The organism is Spirillospora sp. NPDC048823 (assembly GCF_043198445.1).
Lineage (GTDB): Bacteria > Actinomycetota > Actinomycetes > Streptosporangiales > Streptosporangiaceae > Spirillospora.
Genome location: NZ_JBICUT010000008.1, coordinates 22,914 through 40,481, shown reverse-complemented (window position 1 = coordinate 40,481; position 17,568 = coordinate 22,914). Strand labels below are relative to the sequence as shown.

The 17,568-nt window shown below is 74.2% G+C and carries 17 protein-coding genes; 12 read left to right on the top strand and 5 right to left on the bottom strand.

Going from position 1 to position 17,568, the window contains the following annotated elements; genetic code table 11:
• The first annotated feature begins 130 nt into the window (after positions 1 to 130).
• The 3 genes from ACGFK0_RS19735 (at position 131) to ACGFK0_RS19725 (ending at position 3,033) form a co-directional block, all read left to right on the top strand.
• Positions 131 to 859: a (Fe-S)-binding protein gene (locus tag ACGFK0_RS19735; protein WP_392906586.1), complete on the top strand. Its 729-nt coding sequence runs from the start codon at positions 131 to 133 to the stop codon at positions 857 to 859.
• A gap of 95 nt (positions 860 to 954) precedes the next feature.
• Positions 955 to 2,331 (top strand): lactate utilization protein B, encoded by a 1,377-nt coding sequence (locus ACGFK0_RS19730; protein WP_392906951.1) that lies wholly within the window; start codon positions 955 to 957, stop codon positions 2,329 to 2,331.
• A gap of 42 nt (positions 2,332 to 2,373) precedes the next feature.
• Positions 2,374 to 3,033, top strand: coding sequence for a lactate utilization protein C (locus tag ACGFK0_RS19725; RefSeq protein WP_392906584.1), 660 nt, complete (start codon positions 2,374 to 2,376; stop codon positions 3,031 to 3,033).
• Between the two features lie 15 nt (positions 3,034 to 3,048).
• Here ACGFK0_RS19725 and ACGFK0_RS19720 read toward each other — a convergent pair whose 3' ends face one another.
• Positions 3,049 to 3,621 (bottom strand): TetR/AcrR family transcriptional regulator C-terminal domain-containing protein, encoded by a 573-nt coding sequence (locus tag ACGFK0_RS19720; protein ID WP_392906582.1) that lies wholly within the window; start codon positions 3,619 to 3,621, stop codon positions 3,049 to 3,051.
• A gap of 115 nt (positions 3,622 to 3,736) precedes the next feature.
• Here ACGFK0_RS19720 and ACGFK0_RS19715 point away from each other — a divergent pair, with 115 nt between their 5' ends.
• Together ACGFK0_RS19715 and ACGFK0_RS19710 are read left to right on the top strand one after the other, a co-directional pair.
• Complete coding sequence (locus ACGFK0_RS19715; protein WP_392906580.1) at positions 3,737 to 4,153, top strand: plectin; 417 nt, start codon at positions 3,737 to 3,739, stop codon at positions 4,151 to 4,153.
• A 180-nt stretch (positions 4,154 to 4,333) separates the two neighbouring features.
• Positions 4,334 to 5,086, top strand: coding sequence for a maleylpyruvate isomerase N-terminal domain-containing protein (locus ACGFK0_RS19710; protein ID WP_392906578.1), 753 nt, complete (start codon positions 4,334 to 4,336; stop codon positions 5,084 to 5,086).
• Here ACGFK0_RS19710 and ACGFK0_RS19705 read toward each other — a convergent pair.
• Positions 5,034 to 6,407: a nitrate/nitrite transporter gene (locus ACGFK0_RS19705; RefSeq protein ID WP_392906576.1), complete on the bottom strand. Its 1,374-nt coding sequence runs from the start codon at positions 6,405 to 6,407 to the stop codon at positions 5,034 to 5,036. The two genes, ACGFK0_RS19710 and ACGFK0_RS19705, sit on opposite strands and share 53 nt — an antisense overlap.
• 192 nt (positions 6,408 to 6,599) lie before the next feature.
• Here ACGFK0_RS19705 and ACGFK0_RS19700 point away from each other — a divergent pair, with 192 nt between their 5' ends.
• Positions 6,600 to 6,848, top strand: coding sequence for a hypothetical protein (locus ACGFK0_RS19700; RefSeq protein WP_392906574.1), 249 nt, complete (start codon positions 6,600 to 6,602; stop codon positions 6,846 to 6,848).
• Between the two features lie 39 nt (positions 6,849 to 6,887).
• On the opposite strand, the gene ACGFK0_RS19695 is transcribed toward ACGFK0_RS19700, so the two are convergent.
• Positions 6,888 to 7,382, bottom strand: coding sequence for an NUDIX domain-containing protein (locus ACGFK0_RS19695; protein WP_392906573.1), 495 nt, complete (start codon positions 7,380 to 7,382; stop codon positions 6,888 to 6,890).
• Positions 7,383 to 7,692: 310 nt separating this feature from the next.
• Between ACGFK0_RS19695 and ACGFK0_RS19690 the strand changes: the two genes are divergently transcribed.
• From ACGFK0_RS19690 to ACGFK0_RS19670, 5 genes are all read left to right on the top strand, one after another.
• The gene (locus ACGFK0_RS19690) at positions 7,693 to 9,807 is read left to right on the top strand and encodes a molybdopterin oxidoreductase family protein (protein ID WP_392906570.1); all 2,115 of its coding nucleotides are present in this window, start codon (positions 7,693 to 7,695) and stop codon (positions 9,805 to 9,807) included.
• A 153-nt stretch (positions 9,808 to 9,960) separates the two neighbouring features.
• A complete protein-coding gene (nirD, locus tag ACGFK0_RS19685; RefSeq protein ID WP_392906568.1) occupies positions 9,961 to 10,368 on the top strand; it encodes a nitrite reductase small subunit NirD in 408 nt (135 codons plus the stop codon).
• Positions 10,352 to 11,569: a uroporphyrinogen-III synthase gene (locus ACGFK0_RS19680; RefSeq protein WP_392906566.1), complete on the top strand. Its 1,218-nt coding sequence runs from the start codon at positions 10,352 to 10,354 to the stop codon at positions 11,567 to 11,569. Before nirD ends, ACGFK0_RS19680 begins: the two co-directional genes overlap by 17 nt.
• A gap of 217 nt (positions 11,570 to 11,786) precedes the next feature.
• Positions 11,787 to 12,770, top strand: a complete 984-nt coding sequence (locus tag ACGFK0_RS19675; protein WP_392906565.1) for an ATP-binding cassette domain-containing protein — start codon at positions 11,787 to 11,789, stop codon at positions 12,768 to 12,770.
• Positions 12,771 to 12,772: 2 nt separating this feature from the next.
• A complete protein-coding gene (locus ACGFK0_RS19670; RefSeq protein ID WP_392906563.1) occupies positions 12,773 to 13,660 on the top strand; it encodes an ABC transporter permease in 888 nt (295 codons plus the stop codon).
• A gap of 60 nt (positions 13,661 to 13,720) precedes the next feature.
• On the opposite strand, the gene ACGFK0_RS19665 is transcribed toward ACGFK0_RS19670, so the two are convergent.
• Complete coding sequence (locus ACGFK0_RS19665) at positions 13,721 to 15,070, bottom strand: RNA polymerase sigma factor (RefSeq protein ID WP_392906561.1); 1,350 nt, start codon at positions 15,068 to 15,070, stop codon at positions 13,721 to 13,723.
• 267 nt (positions 15,071 to 15,337) lie between these two features.
• The gene (locus tag ACGFK0_RS19660) at positions 15,338 to 16,501 is read right to left on the bottom strand and encodes an AMP-binding protein (protein ID WP_392906560.1); all 1,164 of its coding nucleotides are present in this window, start codon (positions 16,499 to 16,501) and stop codon (positions 15,338 to 15,340) included.
• A gap of 110 nt (positions 16,502 to 16,611) precedes the next feature.
• Between ACGFK0_RS19660 and ACGFK0_RS19655 the strand changes: the two genes are divergently transcribed.
• Positions 16,612 to 17,511, top strand: a complete 900-nt coding sequence (locus ACGFK0_RS19655) for a 1,4-dihydroxy-2-naphthoyl-CoA synthase (RefSeq protein WP_392906558.1) — start codon at positions 16,612 to 16,614, stop codon at positions 17,509 to 17,511.
• Positions 17,512 to 17,568: the final 57 nt, after the last annotated feature.

Genomic DNA, 17,568 nt, shown 5'->3' with positions numbered 1-17,568 from the left:
TCACCCCGGGGTGCCAGGCACAGCGTCCCTCCCGCACGTGACGGATGAAGAACGACACGCCGTCGGGGAGCGGAAACCCCTACGATGTTCGGCGGGAACGGCTTTGCGAGGCGTGGGGGGAGTGAGGCCGGTGCGGGTCGCGCTGTCCGTCGCCTGCTTCGACGACGCGCTGTTCCCCGGCACCGCGAAGGCCGTGACCGTCCTGCTGGAACGGCTGGGGCACGAGGTCGTGTACCCGCCGGGGCAGACGTGCTGCGGCCAGATCCACTGGACGTCCGGCTACCACCGCGAGGCCGCCGGCCTCGCCCGCGCGTACACGGCCGCGTTCGAGGGCACCGAGGTCGTGGTCGCCGCGTCCGCGTCCTGCGCGGCCACCGTCCGCGACGCCTACCCGCGGATCGCGCGGGCGTCCCGCGACCCGGGCCTGGCCCGCGCCGCCGAGGCCCTCACCGTCTGCGAGCTGACGGAGTTCCTCGTCGACGTCCTCGGCGTCACCGACGTCGGCGCCTACTTCCCGCACCGGGTCACCTACCACCCGTCCTGCCAGTCCGCCCGCACGCTCGGCGTGGGCGACCGGCCGCTGCGGCTGCTGCGCGCCGTCAAGGGCCTCGACCTGGTGGAACTGCCCGCGGCGGCGGAGTGCTGCGGGTTCGGGGGCGCCTTCGCGATGAAGAACGCGGACGTGTCGGTCGCGATGGTCGCCGACAAGGTCGGGCACATCCGCGGCACGGGCGCCGACGTGGTGTGCGCGGTCGACAACTCCTGCCTGGCCCACATCGGCGGCGCGCTGTCGCGGCTGCGCGGCGGCGTCCGCACCATGCACCTGGCCGAGATCCTCGCCGAGACGGGGCCGGCGTGACGGGCCCCGTCCCGCGGACGCCCCCGTCCTCCGCCGGGACGGGCGGGCCGGTTCCGCCGCCGGCGCCGAAGTTCGCCGCCGCGGCGCGGTCCGCGCTGGCCGACACCCGGCTGCGCCGCAACCTGCGCGGCGCGACCGCGGCCGTCAGGGAGCGGGAGGCCGCCGCGGCCGAGGAGCCCGCCGACTGGGAGGAACTGCGCGAGGCCGGGCGTGCCGTCCGGGACGGGACGCTCCTCGACCTCGACCTCCACCTGGCGGAGCTGGAGCGGGCGGTGACCGAGGCGGGCGGCGTCGTCCACTGGGCGGTGGACGCGGCCGAGGCGCGCCGGATCGTCACCGGCCTGGTGCGGGCGGCCGGCGCGGAGGAGGTCGTGAAGGCCTCCTCCGCGACCACGCGGGAGATCGGCCTGAACGACGCGCTGGCCCGCATGGGCGTCGCGGCCCGCGAGACCGCCTTCGCCGACATGGTCGTCCAGCTCGGCGGGGACCGGCCTTCGCACCTGCTGTCGCCGGCGATCCACCGCGACCGTGCGGAGATCAGGGAGCTGTTCCGGCGGGAGGTGCCCGCCGCCGGGCCCGGCCCGTCCGACGACCCCGCGGCGCTGGCCGCCGCCGCCCGCGCCCACCTCCGCGACGGGTTCCTGCGCGCCCGCGTCGGGGTCACCGGCGCGAACTTCCTGGTGGCGGAGACGGGGACGGCCGTGGTGCTGGAGTCCGAGGGCAACGCGCGGATGTGCCTCACGCTTCCCGAGACGCTGATCTCCGTCGCCGGGATCGACAAGGTCGTCCCGACCTGGGCGGACATGGAGGTGTTCCTCCAGCTTCTGCCGCGTTCGTCATCGGGTGACCGGATGACCCCGTACGTTTCGACGTGGACGGGGGTGACGCCGGGCGACGGGCCGCGCGAGTTCCACCTCGTGCTGCTCGACAACGGCCGCACCAAGGCCCTCGCCGACGAGGTCGGACGCGCGGCGCTGCGCTGCATCCGCTGCTCGGCCTGCATGAACGTCTGCCCCGTCTACGAGCGGACGGGCGGTCAGGCGTACGGGCCGGTCTACCCGGGGCCGATCGGCGCGATCCTCACCCCGCAGATGCGCGGTGTGGAGCGCGCCGCCGATGCGTCGCTGCCGTACGCGTCCACGCTCTGCGGCGCCTGCGCCGACGTGTGCCCGGTGAAGATCGACATTCCGGACGTGCTGGTCCATCTGCGAGGGAAGGTGGTCGAGTCGCGCCGCAGGCGTCCCGTCCCGACGCCCGAGCTGGTGCTGATGCGCGGCCTCGCGTGGACGATGGGCGACCCGCGCCGCCACGAGACGGCGGTGCGGCGCGGCGCACGGTGGGCGCGGCTGCTGTCGCGCGGCGGGCGGATCCGCCGCCTGCCGGGCCTGCTCGGGGCGTGGACGGAGGCCCGCGACCTGCCCGCGCCGCCGGCCGAGAGCTTCCGCGCCTGGTGGACGCGGAGGCGGCCGTGACGGCGTGGACGCGGCCGTGACGGCCGGTACGCGGAGGCGGCGGTGACCGCGGGCGGCGGCGCCGGGTCGCGGGCGGAGGTGCTGCGGCGGGTGCGGGAGGCGCTCGGCGGGGCGGGCGGCGCGCGTCCGCCGGTGCCGCGCGGCTACGCACGCCGGCTGCCCGAGGCGGAGGCCGCGGCGAGGGCGGACGTCGTCGCGCTGTTCACCGAGCGGCTCGCCGACAACCGGGCGGCGGTGCGGCATGTGAGCGCGGACGAGCTGGGCACCGCGGTGGCCGCCGCGCTGTGGGGACGGGAGGTCGAGGAGATCGTCGTCCCGGCGGACCTGCCGTTCGGGTGGCTGGCGGAGCTGGACGGCGTCCGGGCGCTGGCCGACACCCCGGCGGTGGACCTCGGCACCCTCGCCGCCGTGGACGGCGTGGTCACCGGCTGCGCGGCGGCGGTGGCGCAGACGGGCACGGTCGTCCTGGACGGCGGCCGCGCGCAGGGGCGGCGGGTGCTGTCCCTCGTCCCCGGCTACCACCTGTGCGTGGTGCACGCCGACCAGATCGCGGGAACGGTCCCGGAGGCGGTCGGGCGGCTGGACCCGGCGCGTCCGCTGACGTGGATCAGCGGTCCCTCCGCCACCGACGGCATCGAGATGGTCCGGGTGGAGGGCGTTCACGGCCCCTGCCACCTGGAGGTCCTCGTGGTGGAGGACTGAACGGGCGGCGGGCGGCTAGCCCGCGCCGCCGATGACGAGGTCGAGGCCGGCGGTGAAGCGGGCGTCCCAGTCGACCGGGCGGTCCGCGCCGTCCTCCATGGTGTCCCGCACCTCCAGGGCGGCGTGGCCGATCACGTAGCCGAGGAGGGTGTGCGCGGCGACCGCCGCCGTGTCCTCCGCGACGCCGCCGCGGCGGAGGACCTCGCGCAGTGACGCGACCGTGGCGGTGAGCGCGGCGGGGTTGCGGCGGGTGACGACGAGGGGCAGCACGCCGGCGTGCGCGAGCAGCCGGCCCCGGTAGTCGGCGGCCCACGCGCGCAGGACGTCCCGCCATGTCCCGGACGCCGCGCCGTCCGCGTGCAGGGGGGCGGACGCGACGTGCGCGACGAGGCCGTCCAGGAGTTGCTCCTTGCCGCGGGGGAGGTGGTGGTAGATCGCCATCGCCTCGACCTCCAGCGCGTCGCCGAGCCGGCGCATGGTGAGCCGGCCGAGTCCCTGGCCGTCGACGATCCGCAGGGCCGCCTCGATGATCCGCTCGGTGGACAGCGGCGTGCGGTGCTGGGCGTTGATGCTGGGCTGCCTGACCATGAGCACCGACCTTACTGTGTAAAGGGCCGAAGCCGGGTGTCCACCGCCGCGACACGCCGCAGGCCCGCGTACGCTGGCCCCGACCGGATTCGAAGACCGTTGAGGGAGTACCACCATGCCGCTGGGGCGCCGGGTGAGCAAGGACGTCGCGGAACTGCACGAGGCCGACCAGCGGCTGGCCGCCGAGTACGAGGCGCGGCTGGCGGCGGCCGGCGAGGCGGAGCGGGCGCTGCGGGACGCGCAGGGCCAGGACGCGCCCGAGCCGATGCTGCGGGAGCTGACGGTGGCGTTCGACAAGGCGATGACGTCCGTGCTCGCCGCCGCCGAGGCGTCCGAGCGGGCCGCGATGGGACCGAAGGTGTACGCGGCCGAGTCGCAGGACGCCCGGACGCGCCGCGCGGCGGAGATCGCCTACCGCAAGGCCAAGGCGCGCCCGGCGGTGGCCCCGTGGACCGACGAGGTCGACCGGCTGCGCACGGCCCGCGAGGCGCACCGGCTCAGCTTCCGGACGCGGCCCACCGTGATCGTCTGAGCCGTCTCCGACGTGTGACGACACAGCGTGACCGGGTGGCACAGGCCACCGAACTTTGAGAGTCTGCCCTCTCGGGGAACGCCGGGGGAGGCCCGTGCCGCACGTCGCCTGCCGCGACGGGCGCGAGGCCGCGTCCCGGCGGAGAGGGCACACGGTGCTCTGGACGCGGGGGGAAGTCACGTGGAGCGCACGCCGCCGGACCGGCACCGCGTACTCGAGTCCTACCAGGACGGGGTGCGGGCGATCCGTGCGCTGGCGGAGAAGGCCGGCGACTGGGACGTCCCGACGCCCTGCGCCGACTGGCGGCTGATCGATCTGGCCGGGCATCTGCGGTGCGTCGCCGAGAACTTCCTGGAGTACCTGCAGGACGCGCCCGACAGCCGGCTGGCCACGCTGTTCGCGCGGGACACGGCGGCGGCGGTCCTGATCAGGCAGCAGGCGCGGCAGAACGCGGCCGAGCTGGCGGTGCTGCCGCCCGATCCGGGGCCGGACCGGATCATGGCGTTCGGGGTGTCGGCCGGCGCGTACGCCGACCTGATGCCGGACATGTGGGACCGGACGCATCTGATCTACCGGGGCACCAAGTACACCGTCGGCGACCACGCGGGCGCGGCCTGCGTGGAATGGCATCTGCACGCCTGGGACATGGCGCGCGCCGTGGGGGAGCGGTACCAGCCGCGCGACTCCGATCTGCTGGTGTCGGCGTGGCACTGGGGCGTCCCGCACCTGCCGCTGGCGCCGGGGGACGCGTGGGAGTCGGTGCTGCGCGCCTCGGGCCGGTCGCCGCGGTGGCCGGACCCCGCGGGGCCGGAACCCGCGGAGGGGCCCGGCCGGACGCGGGGGCGGCGCGCGGGCCGACCGGCGCAGGCGGTGCGGGACGTCAGACGCCCGCCGGCCTCCCCGGGCGGGTCCGCAGGTAGGCCATCCAGGTGAGGGCGCAGCACACGGCGTAGAAGGCGATGAACGCGAGGTAGGCGCCGTCGCCGGTGCCGTAGGCCTGGAACGACTGCCGGAAGGCGATGTTGACCAGGACGCCGCCGAACGCGCCGACGGCGCCCGCGATGCCGATGAGCGCGCCGGCGAGCCTGCGGGCCTCGTGCTCGGCGGCGACCGGGTCGCCGCCGCGGGCGGCACCGCGCTGCGCCTTCGCCCGGAAGATCGCCGGGATCATCTTGTAGGTGGAGCCGTTGCCGACGCCGCTGAACGCGAACAGCAGGACGAACCCGGTGAGGAACAGCGGCAGCGACCCGCGCAGCGAGGCGGTCAGCACCAGGCCCGCCGCGGCGGCCATCGCGGCGAACGTCCAGAAGGTGACGGCGGCGCCGCCGAGCCGGTCGGCGAGCCACCCGCCGGCGGGGCGCAGGAGGGAGCCGAGTGCGGGGCCGAGGAACGTCAGGTACGCGGCCTTGACCGGGGTGTCGAAGTCGGCGGCGAACTGCACCTGCAGGACCTGCCCGAACGCGAAGCCGAACCCGATGAACGATCCGAAGGTGCCGATGTAGAGCACCGACATGATCCAGGTGTGGGCGTCCTTGCAGACGTCCCGCATCGCGTGCCGGTCGTTGCGGGCCTGGGTCAGGTTGTCCATGTAGCGGGCGGCGCCGAGGGCGGCGAGGACGATGAGCGGGATGTAGACGCCGGCGACGAGCCCGGGGTGGTCCTTTCCGGCGGTGGCGAGGACGAGGAGCCCGGCGAGCTGCACGACCGCGACGCCGAGGTTGCCGCCGCCCGCGTTGACGCCGAGGGCCCGGCCCTTGAGCCGCTGGGGGTAGAACGCGTTGATGTTGGCCATCGAGGATGCGAAGTTGCCGCCGCCGACGCCGGCGACGGCCGACAGGACCAGCAGGGTGGTGAACGAGACGCCGGGCTCGATGAGGAACGCCGCGAGGACCGCGGGGACGAGCAGCAGGGCCGTGCTGAAGATCGTCCAGTTGCGGCCGCCGAACCGGGCGACGGCGAGGGTGTAGGGGATCCGCAGCGCGGCCCCGATCAGCGCCGGGACGGCGGTCAGGGTGAACTTGCCGGCCGCGTCGATGCCGTAGGCGGGGCCGAGGAACAGCACGAGCACCGACCACAGCGTCCACACCGAGAAGCCGATGTGCTCGGTGAGGATCGACAGGACGAGGTTGCGCCGGGCGATGCGCGCGCCGCCGGCCGTCCAGAAGGCGGGGTCCTCGGGCCGCCAGTCGTCGATACGGCGGCCCTTCGGCGGACGGGCGCGGTCGCGGCGGGCGGCTCGGGTGGTGACGGTCATCGGCTCTCTCTTTCTGGGTCGGTTGGGCGGCACGACCGTAGGAGCGCCGGGTTTCGCCGCTGTGTGAGCGGTCATACGTGGGTGAAAACTCCGCTGCACAGCGTGTCTCCGCCGGCTGTGAGGCAGGGGTGACCCGGACCGGCCCGGGTAGGGGAGTGACCGCGAGGGCGGCGGGGGAACGGAGACGGAGCGATGGCGACCTGCGAGGTCTGCGGCAACGACTACGGCATGGCGTTCGAGGTGCACGCGCAGGGCGCGGTGCACACGTTCGACTCGTTCGAGTGCGCGATCACCCGGATGGCGCCGGTGTGCGAGAACTGCCAGTGCCGGATCATGGGGCACGGCATCGATGTGGACGGCCATTTCTACTGCTGCGCGCACTGCGCTCGCGCGGCCGATCCCGAGCGCGGGCGGCAGGCCAGGGACGCCGTGCCCGCGTAGCGCGGCCCTGCGGGCGGGTGAATCGGCCGCGCCGGCGGCTCAGCCGGGCGGGACGCCGAAGGGTTGTTCGCGGCCGTCTTCGAGGTAGACGGCGCGGCCCGCGGCGATGGCCCGCAGGCTGGGGTCCATGCGGCGTGCCACGTGCGGCGGCGCTAGCTCGGGGATCTTCTCCGGCGCCACGAGGATGTGGTCGGACAGTTCGTCGGGCGGCAGCCGGATCGCGGCGATCTCCGCGCCGGTGATCGTGCCGCCGAAGACGAACACGTTGACGGAGTCGACGCCGTCGGCGCGCGGTGAACCCCAGTCGACGCAGGCCAGGCCGTTCAGGCGGGGGACGAGGCCGAGCTCCTCCTCGCATTCGCGCACGCAGGCCGACAGGGGGGACTCGTCGGTCTCGATGACCCCGCCGGGCAGGTACCAGCCCTCGCTGTAGGTGGGTTTGACCAGCAGGACCCGCCCGAGGTCGTCCAGGAGGAGCGCCGCCGCGGCGCCGCGGGAGCGCGGCAGTGAGGCGTAGTAAGCAAGGTCGGGCATGTACCGAGGTTAGGTGTGATCATCGCGCGGTGGTCCGGGGCGGGCGGCGGCGGGGGCCGCATCCGTCCACGTGACCGCCGTGCCGCCATGAATCCGTTCGATAACCGGGTAAATGGCGACGAAAGGGCCATGACTGGGATCAACAACGCTTGACCCGCGAACGTCAAGGCCGGAGCGTCCGTGCGGGCGCCGGGCGGCGGTGGCCCGAGCGGGCGCTCTGGCCTCGGCGAACGCGCGGCGTGAACGCCATTTAACGCTGGAGTCACACCGGGGACTCGCCGCCGAAACGGCGCCCGCCGATTCTCGGTGCATGATCGGGACTCCTGCGCACTGCCCGTACTGCGCATTGCAATGCGGCATGACCCTCAGCCGGGACGGCACGGAAACCGGCGGCACCGGGACGAGCGGCGCCGCGATCCGGGTGACGCCCCGCGACGACGTGCCCGCCAATCGCGGCGGGCTGTGCCAGAAGGGCTGGACGGCCGCGGAGCTGCTCACCGTCCCGGACCGGCTGACCACGCCGATGATGCGCCGCGACCGCGACGCGCCGCTGGAGCCCTGCACGTGGGACGAGGCGCTCGACCGCGTCGCCGCGGAGGTGGCGCGGCTCCGGGCGCTGCACGGGCCGGACGCCGTCGCGGTGTTCGGCGGCGGCGGTCTGACGAACGAGAAGGCGTACCAGCTCGGCAAGTTCGCCCGCGTGGCGCTCGGCACGTCGCAGATCGACTACAACGGGCGGTTCTGCATGGCGTCGGCCGCGGCGGCGTCCGGCCGGGCGTTCGGGATGGACCGCGGGCTGCCCGGCCCCGTCACGGATCTGGCGGCGTCCGGGGCCGTGCTGCTCGCCGGCGGGAACCCGGCCGAGACGATGCCGCCGTTCATGCGGCACCTGACGGAGATGCGCGACGGCGGAGGCGCCCTCATCGTCGTGGACCCGCGCCGCACCGCCACGGCCCGCCAGGCCGACCTGCACCTGCAGCCCACGCCCGGCACCGACATCGCCCTCGCCAACGGGCTGCTGCACCTGCTGATCGGCGAGGGACTGACCGACGGCGACTACATCGCCGCCCGGACCACCGGGTTCGACGCCGTCCGGACGGTCGTGAACGCCTACTGGCCGGACCGGGTCGAGCGGATCACCGGTGTGCCCGTCCCGCAGATGCGGGAGGCGGTCCGGCTGCTGGCCCGCGCCGACCGCGCGCACGTCCTGACCGCGCGGGGCGCCGAGCAGCACGCCCGGGGCACCGACATGGTCAGCGCGTTCATCAACGTCGCGCTCGCGCTCGGGCTGCCGGGCCGTGCGGGCTCGGGCTACGGATGCCTGACCGGGCAGGGCAACGGGCAGGGCGGACGCGAGCACGGGCAGAAGGCCGATCAGCTCCCCGGCTACCGCAGGATCGACGACCCGGCGGCGCGTGCGCACGTCGCGGGGGTGTGGGGCGTGGACCCGGAGTCCCTGCCGGGGCCGGGACGTTCGGCGTACGAGCTGCTGTCGGCGCTCGGCACCGCCGGCGGGCCGAAGGCGCTGCTGCTGTTCGGGTCGAACCCGGTGGTGTCGGCGCCCCGCGCCGCGTCCGTGGAGGAGCGGCTCGATGCCCTCGACCTGCTGGTGGTGGCCGACTTCGTGCCCTCGGAGACCGCGCGGCGCGCCGACGTGCTGCTGCCCGCCGCGCAGTGGGCCGAGGAGTCCGGGACGATGACGAACCTGGAGGGCCGGGTGCTGCGCCGCCGCCGGGCCGTCACGCCGCCGGACGGCGTCCGCACCGACCTGGAGATCATCGGTGCGCTCGCCGAGCGTCTGAAGGCGCCGGGGGAGTGGAGCACCGACCCGGCGGAGGTGTTCGGCGAGCTGCGCCGCGCCGCCGCGGGCGGGATCGCCGACTACTCCGGCATCACCTACGAGCGGATCGAGGCGGAGGGCGGGGTGTTCTGGCCCTGCCCGTCGGAGGACCATCCGGGCACCCCGAGGCCCTACCTCGACCGCTTCCCGACACCGGACGGGCGGGCCCGGTTCGTCCCGGCCGAGCATCGCGGCCCCGACGAGGACGTCGACGGCGGCTACCCCGTCTACCTGATCACGGGCCGCGTCCTCGCGCAGTACCAGTCGGGTGCGCAGACCAGGCGGGTCGCCGCGCTGGCCGAGGCCGCGCCCGGGCCGTTCGCCGAGCTGCATCCCGACCTCGCGGAACGGCTCGGCATCGAGGACGGCGGCGAGGTGCGGGTGCGCAGCCGCCGCGGGACGGCGACCGTCCGGGCGCGGCTCACCGACGCCATCCGCCCCGACACCGTCTTCGTCCCGTTCCACTGGGCCGGGGAGGGCCGCGCGAACCTGCTCACCAACCCGGCCCTCGACCCGGTGTCGCGGATGCCGGAGTTCAAGGTCTGCGCCGTCCGCCTCGAACCGGCGGCCCCGCCCGAGGCGTGAGCGCCTTTTAACACGCCGGTGACAAAGGGGACCCAACCGCGAAACGGCCCCTGCCGAGGATCGGTGCATGAACGTCGGGGCCGCGCGGACGCGGATTTCACGCGCGGACGGCAGTGGTCCCGGCGCCCAGTTCCCGCCAGGAGGTTGCCGCGCATGACCACGACACACGAAGCGACGATCACCAGAGGCCCGGCGGCACGGCCCGCGGCACGGCCCGGCGCGGCCCGCTGGTTCGACATCTGCTCCTACGCCGACCTGACTCCCGAGCGCGGCGCCTGCGCGATGGTCGACGGGACGCAGGTGGCGATCTTCCGGGTCTTCGACGGCGCCCTGTACGCGCTGTCGAACCTCGACCCGTTCAGCGGCGCCTACGTGCTGTCGCGGGGGATCCTCGGCACCCGGGACGGCGCACCGACCGTCGCGTCCCCCATGTACAAGCAGGTGTTCGACCTGCGGACCGGGGCGTGCCTGGACGATCCCCGGGTGGCGCTGCCGGCGTTCCCGGTCCGCCGCGCCGGCGACCGGGTGGAGGTGGCGCTCCCCGATGAGCACCGGCAGTGAGCCGCTGGCCGGGTTCGCCGTCGGCGTGACCGCGGCCCGCCGCCACGAGGAGCTCGCGACGCTCCTGGAACGGCGCGGGGCCCGGGTCGTGCTCGCCCCGGCGATCCGCCTGGCCCCGCTCGCCGACGACGCCGAGCTGCTGGAGGCCACCCGGGCGTGCGCCGGGGGCGGCCTCGACCACGTCGTCGTCACCACCGGGATCGGGTTCCGGGCCTGGCTGGAGGCGGCCGACGGGTGGGGGATGCGGGACGCCCTCGTCGCCCGGCTGGCCGCGAGCGGCATCGTGGCGCGCGGCCCGAAGGCGCGCGGCGCGATCCGGTCGGCGGGCCTGCGGGAGGTCTGGTCGCCGGAGTCGGAGGAGTGCGCGGAGGTGACCCGGCATCTGCTGGAGAAGGACCTGGCCGGCGCTCGGGTGGCCGTCCAGCTGTACGGGGAGCGGCAGCCGGAGCTGACGGGGGCGCTGCGCGCCGCGGGCGCCGAGGTGATCGAGATCCCGGTGTACCGGTGGTCGCGGACCGAGGACTCCACGCCGCTGCGCCGGCTCGTCGGCCAGGCCGTCGCCGGCACGGTCGACGCGATCACGTTCACCAGCGCGCCGGCGGTGGCCGCGACGCTGGCCGTCGCCGCCGAGGACGGGCTGGAGGAGGCGCTGCTGGAGGCCATGCGCGGCCAGGTGGTGGCGGCGTGCGTCGGGCCCGTCACCGCGCAGGCGCTCACCGGCCACGGCGTCCCGACGGTCCAGCCGGAACGGGCCAGGCTCGGCGCGCTCGTGCGGGCCCTGGTGTCGGACCTGCCGAGGCGCCGGTCGCGGCGGCTGTCGGTGCACGGGTTCTCGCTGGAGCTGCGCGGCCACGCCGTCGTCCTGGACGGGCAGCTGCGGCCGATCGCGCCGGCGCCGATGGCGATCCTGCGGGCGCTCGCGCGGCGTCCCGGGCACGTGGTGTCGCGGGCGGAGCTGTCCGGCGTCCTGCCGAGCCGGCTCGTCGCGGGCGGCACCGGGCCCAGGGACGGGTGGGCGCGGGAGACCCGGCCGCGGGAGGCGCGGCCGCAGGCCGACGAGCACGCGGTGGAGATGGCCGTGGCGCGGCTGCGGCGCGGTCTCGGCCGCCCCGGCATCGTGGAGACCGTCGTCAAGCGCGGCTACCGGCTGGCGTGCGACCCGCGGCTCACCGACCGGCTCCGGGCGGGCGCCGGCGGCTGACGGCGCCGCCCGGCCGGACTCCGTTCTCCCGCCGCGCCGGCCGGACACCGTGGTCGTCGGCGCGGCGGGGTACGCCGGACCGGCGGGATTCGCCGGCGGGCCCGGTGAAGCGCTCGCCGTGATGGGCGACCGCCCGGCGCACCCCTGGACGGGCAGGTGCGGCCCTACCGCTGGATGGCCCAGAATATGGGTCTGTTCCGATGCGGAAGGAGGCCCGATGCCGGACGGGGACCCGGCCGTCGAGGTCGACGGCCTGACCAGACGGTTCGGCGACGTGGAGGCGGTGCGGGGGATCGAGTTCACCGTCCGGGCGGGGGAGATCTTCGGGTTCCTCGGCCCGAACGGCGCGGGCAAGTCCACCACGATCAACATGCTCTGCACGCTGCTGAAGCCCAGCGGCGGCCGCGCCCTGGTGGCCGGGCACGACGTGCTGCGCGAGCGCGACAGCGTGCGCCGCAATATCGGGCTGGTGTTCCAGGACCCCACGCTCGACGGCTACCTGTCGGGGGAGCAGAACCTGCGCTTCCACGCCGAGCTGTACGGGGTGCCGCGGGCGGTCATGGGCGAGCGCATGCGGCAGGTGCTGGAGATGGTCGGGCTGTGGGACCGGCGCGGTGACCTGGTGCAGAACTACTCCGGCGGCATGAAGCGCCGCCTGGAGATCGCCCGGGGGCTGCTGCACTCGCCGCGGGTGCTGTTCCTGGACGAGCCGACCGTCGGCCTCGACCCCCAGACGCGGTCGTCGATCTGGGACTACATCCGGCAGCTCAAGGAGGCCGAAGAGATCACGATCTTCATGACGACGCACTACATGGACGAGGCGGAGTACTGCGACCGCATCGCGATCATGGATTCGGGGACGATCGTCGCGCTGGACACCCCCGAGGCGCTCAAGGCCGGCGTCGGCGAGGACCGCGTCCGCATCCAGACCGCCGACGACGAGGCCGCGATCGCCGCGATCAAGGAGCGGTTCGATCTGGAGGCGGTCATGTCCGAGGGCGCCGTGACGTTCCGGGTGGCCTCCGGCGAGGAGTTCGTGCCGCGGCTGTTCGCCGGGCTCGGTGTCCCGATCCGGTCGGTGAGCGTGTCCCGGCCGTCCCTGGACGATGTGTTCATGTCCTTCACCGGCTCGACGATCCGCGACGCCGAGGCCGGGTCGAGCGACCGCAACCGGATGACGATGCGCGCGATGAGGAGATGACGATGGCGGGTTCCACCAGGGCGGCCGGGCCGGTCGCCGACGTCGCCCGCGTCCGGGTGCCCGAGCCGGGTCTCCGGCAGGACGTGCGCGCCGTGAAGATCGTTCTGCACCGGGAGCTGCTCCGGTTCTGGCGGGACAAGCTGCGGATGGTCTCCGGGCTGGTCCAGCCGGTGCTGTGGCTGCTGGTCATGGGCACCGGCCTGTCCAACCTGATGGCCAGCGGGGGCGCCGACGGCGACATCGACCTGAAGACGTTCCTGTTCCCGGGCGTGTGCGCGATGTCGGTGATGTTCACCGCGATGTTCTCCGCCGGGTCCATCGTGTGGGACCGCGAGTTCGGGTTCCTGCGCGAGATGCTCGTCGCCCCCGTCAGCCGCAGCGCCATCGTGATCGGCAAGTGCATCGGCGGCGCGCTCGTGGCGACGCTGCAGGGCGTGGTGATCGTGGCGCTCGCGGGCCTGGCCGGGGTCCCCTACGATCCGCTGCTGCTGGCCGAGCTGATCGGCCTGATGTTCCTCGGGGCGTTCGCGCTCACCGGCTTCGGCGTGATGATGGCCGCGCGGATCAAGCAGATGCAGTCGTTCTTCGCCCTCATGCAGATGGCGATGATGCCGATGATGTTCCTGTCGGGCGCCCTGTACCCGCTGAACGGCCTGCCCACGTGGCTGAGCGTCCTCACGCGGCTGAACCCGCTCACCTACGCCGTCGACCCGATGCGCCAGGCGGTGTTCGCCCGCCTGGACCTGTCGCCGGCGCTGCAGCGGACGTTCAACCCGGGCGTCACGTGGAACGGCTGGGTCGTCCCGGTCTGGCTGGAGCTCGTCATCGTCGTCGGCATGGGCGTCGGGCTGATGGGCGTGGCGATCCTGGAGTTCCGCCACTCCGACTGACCACCGGACGGCCCGCCGGACCATGGCCGGTCCGGCGGGCCCCGGTGCGTTCCGCGCGGGTCAGACGGCGTAGTCCAGCAGCGGGCGGGCGTTGCTGGGGTGCCGCAGCTTCGACAGCGACTCCTTCTCCAGCTGGCGGATCCGCTCGCGGGTCAGCCCGAGGGCCTTGCCGATCTCGTCGAGGGTGCGGGGCGTCCCGTCGTACAGCCCGAACCGCATCGCCATGATCTTGGCCTCGCGGGGGGACAGGATGTCGAGCGTGCGGCGCAGCTGGTCGGCCATCAGCTGCCGGTCGACCAGCTCGGACGCCTCCGGGCTGTCGGTGTCCTCGATGAGGTCGCCGATGCGGGTCTCGCCGTCCTCGCCGATGGTGGAGTCCAGGCTGATCGGCTGGCGGCTGGTGCGCAGCAGCTCGCGGATCTGCTCGGGGCTCTTGTCCAGCTCGACGGCCAGCTCCTCCGGGGTGGGCTCGCGGCCCAGCCGCTGGTGCATGTCGCGCTCGACGCGGCTGAGCTTGCTCAGCATCTCCAGGACGTGGACGGGCAGCCGGATGGTGCGGGCCGAGTCGGCGAAGCCGCGCTGTATGGCCTGCCGGATCCACCACATCGCGTACGTGGAGAACTTGTAGCCCTTGGAGTAGTCGAACTTCTCCACGGCGCGGATCAGGCCGAGGTTGCCCTCCTGCACGACGTCCAGCAGCGACAGGCCGCGGTCGGAGTACTTCTTGGCGACCGACACCACGAGCCGGAGATTGGCCTCCAGCATGTGGGCCTTGGCGCGGCGGCCGTCGGCGGCGACCCATTCCAGGTCGGCGCGCCGCCGGGGGCCGAGGTTCTCGGTCTCCAGCTTGTGCTCGGCGTACAGGCCGGCCTCGATGCGCTTGGCGAGGTCGACCTCCTGCTCGGCGGTGAGCAGCTGCCGGCGCCCGATGGCCTTGAGGTAGGTGTGGACCGAATCGCCCATGGTCGTCGACTGGTCGTCCAGGTCGGTGGGCTCGGTCTCGACCTCGGTGACCTCGAACCCCCCGTCGGGGGCGTCCCCGGTGGCGGCGCTCTTGCCGGTGCCGTTGACCGCGCCGGTCCCGGCGGCCTTGGCGGCAGGGACGGCGGACTTCTTGCGGGAGGCGCGCTTGGCGGCGCCCGGCGTCGCCTGGGCGGTGTCCCCTCCGTCGTGCTCGGCGGCCGCGGCCATCTTGCGGACGGTGTCGGACTCGCCCGCCAGGCTGATGCCGGCCTCGGACAGCTCGCGCAGGATGGAACGGCCCTGGGCCGGGCTGATGCCGGCCGTTTCGAAGGCCCCCCTCACCTCGTCGAGCGAGAGGCGCCCTTGGGCGCGGCCACGCTGGAGGAGGTCGTCGAGCGCGGGGCCCGCCGACTCCGTGAGCGGGGTCTCGACGGCGCTTCGCGGCATGGGGCACCCCTCTCCCTTCGGTGTGTGAGTGCGGCGCGGATTGTTGTTCGCTGGTGGCGCACGCACTTACCGGAACGTCGCACGGCCGGGCCATTGTTCCCGGCGTCCGGTTCCCGGCGGATCGTGGAGGAGCGATCCGGAGGGGTGTGGTGCCCGGGAAGGGCCGCCTCACACGGGCGAACACGACCCGGGACCTACCTTACTGCGTAAAGGCTGCGGGTCGTGGCAGCGTGACGAAGGCCACCGGATATCAAAGGCCACCGGATATCAGCGGGCGGGGGAGCGGAGACGAGCCCGGTCGGGCTTGCCGGACGCCAGCAGCGGAATGGCCTCCACCAGCTCCAGCTCGCGCGGCGCCGCGTACCCGGGCATCGTCTCGCGGACGAAGGCGCGCAGTTCGGCCAGGTCCGGTGTGCCGGACGTGCCGGGGACGACGACGGCGGTGACCCGCTCGCCCCACTCGGGGTCGGGGCGCCCGACCACCACGACGTCGCGGATCTTCGGGTGGCGCGACAGCGCGGCGGCGACCTCCCCGGCGACGACCTTCTCCCCGCCGGTGTTGATCACGTCGTCGAGCCGGCCGCGGACCCGGAGCAGGCCGTCCTCCATGGCGCCGAGGTCCCGGGTGACGAACCATTCGCCGTCCCTGACCTCGGCGGTGTCGTCCGGCCGCAGCCGGTAGCCGGTGAACAGGGACGGGCCCGCGAGCCGGATCCGCCCGTCGTCCCCGACGGCGGCGCGCATACCGGGCAGGGGCGTCCCGTCGTAGACGCAGCCGCCGCAGGTCTCGCTCATCCCGTAGGTGGTGAAGACGCGGGCGCCGCGGCCGCGGGCCTCCGCGAGCAGGCCGGGCGCCGCGGCGGCGCCGCCGAGGACGATCGCGCCGAGCCGCGACAGGTCGGTCCCGGCGTCCAGCAGGCGGCGCAGCTGGGTCGGCACGAGCGAGACGTGCGCGCCCGCCGCCGCGGCCACGGCGGCGGGATCGAAGCGCGGCGTGATGATCGGGTCGGTCCCGGCGACGAGGGAGCGGACCAGGACCTGGACGCCGGAGATGTGGCTGGTGGGCACGCAGCACAGCCACCGGTCGCCGGACGCGGCCCCGATGCGGGTGAGGGTGCCCTCGGCGGAATGCCGCAGCGCGGCGGCAGGTAGCTCGACGAACTTGGGCGCGCCCGTGGAGCCGGATGTGGCGATCAGCACCGCGGTGCCTTCCGCGGCGGGGACGTGCCCGCCGGCGGGTGTATGGGGGACGAGCCCGTCCGGCGTCTCGATCGCGTCGGGGGCCAGGGCGTCCAGGAGGGCCCGCAGCGCCGGCCGGGGCAGGTCGGGGGAGAGGGGGCAGATCGCCGGGCCGCCGCCGAGCGCGTCGGCGAGGGCCCGCAGCAGGCGGGGGCCGGGGGGCAGGACGGCGGCGTGCAGAGGGCGATCCATGATCTCATCAGCGTAGACGACCCCGCTGAACGTGTTCGAATCCAAGGCGGGTTGAATGGGACGACCGCCGCGGCCCGGGCCGCCGCGGTCGCCTTAGCGGAGAGGAAGACATGGTCTCGGAGCTGTTCGACGCGGACGCCTGGAAAGAGGTCGAGGGGTTCGGCTTCACCGACATCACCTACCACCGGGCCGTCGGCCACGGCACCGTCCGGGTGGCGTTCAACCGTCCCGAGGTGCGCAACGCCTTCCGTCCCCACACGGTGGACGAGCTGTACCGGGCGCTGGACCACGCGCGCATGTCCAGCGATATCGGGTGCGTGCTGCTGACGGGGAACGGGCCGTCGCCCAAGGACGGCGGGTGGTCGTTCTGCTCCGGCGGCGACCAGCGGATCCGGGGAAGGGACGGCTACAGGTACGCCGAGGGGGAGACGTCGGAGACGATCGACCCGGCCCGGGCGGGGCGGCTGCACATCCTGGAGGTGCAGCGGCTGATCCGGTTCATGGGCAAGGTCGTCATCTGCGTGGTGCCCGGCTGGGCGGCGGGAGGCGGGCACAGCCTGCACGTGGTGTGCGACCTGACCCTCGCGAGCCGTGAGCACGCCAGGTTCAAGCAGACCGACGCGGACGTGGCGAGCTTCGACGGCGGTTTCGGGTCGGCGTACCTGGCGCGGCAGGTCGGGCAGAAGTTCGCCCGTGAGATCTTCTTCCTCGGCGACGCCTACGACGCGGAGGCCGCGCACCGGATGGGCATGGTCAACGCGGTGGTCCCGCACGCGGAGCTGGAGGCGACGGCGCTGGAGTGGGCGCGGAAGGTCAACGGCAAGAGCCCGACGGCGCAGCGGATGCTGAAGTACGCGTTCAACCTGGTCGACGACGGTCTGGTCGGGCAGCAGGTGTTCGCCGGGGAGGCGACGCGGCTGGCCTACGGCACCGACGAGGCCGCCGAGGGGCGGGACTCGTTCCTGGAGAAGCGGGATCCCGACTGGTCCCGCTACCCGTGGTACTACTAAATGTCCGAACGCGCGGTGTGATCCGGAATACCGTGATTGGACGGGCAGGTCAGGGGG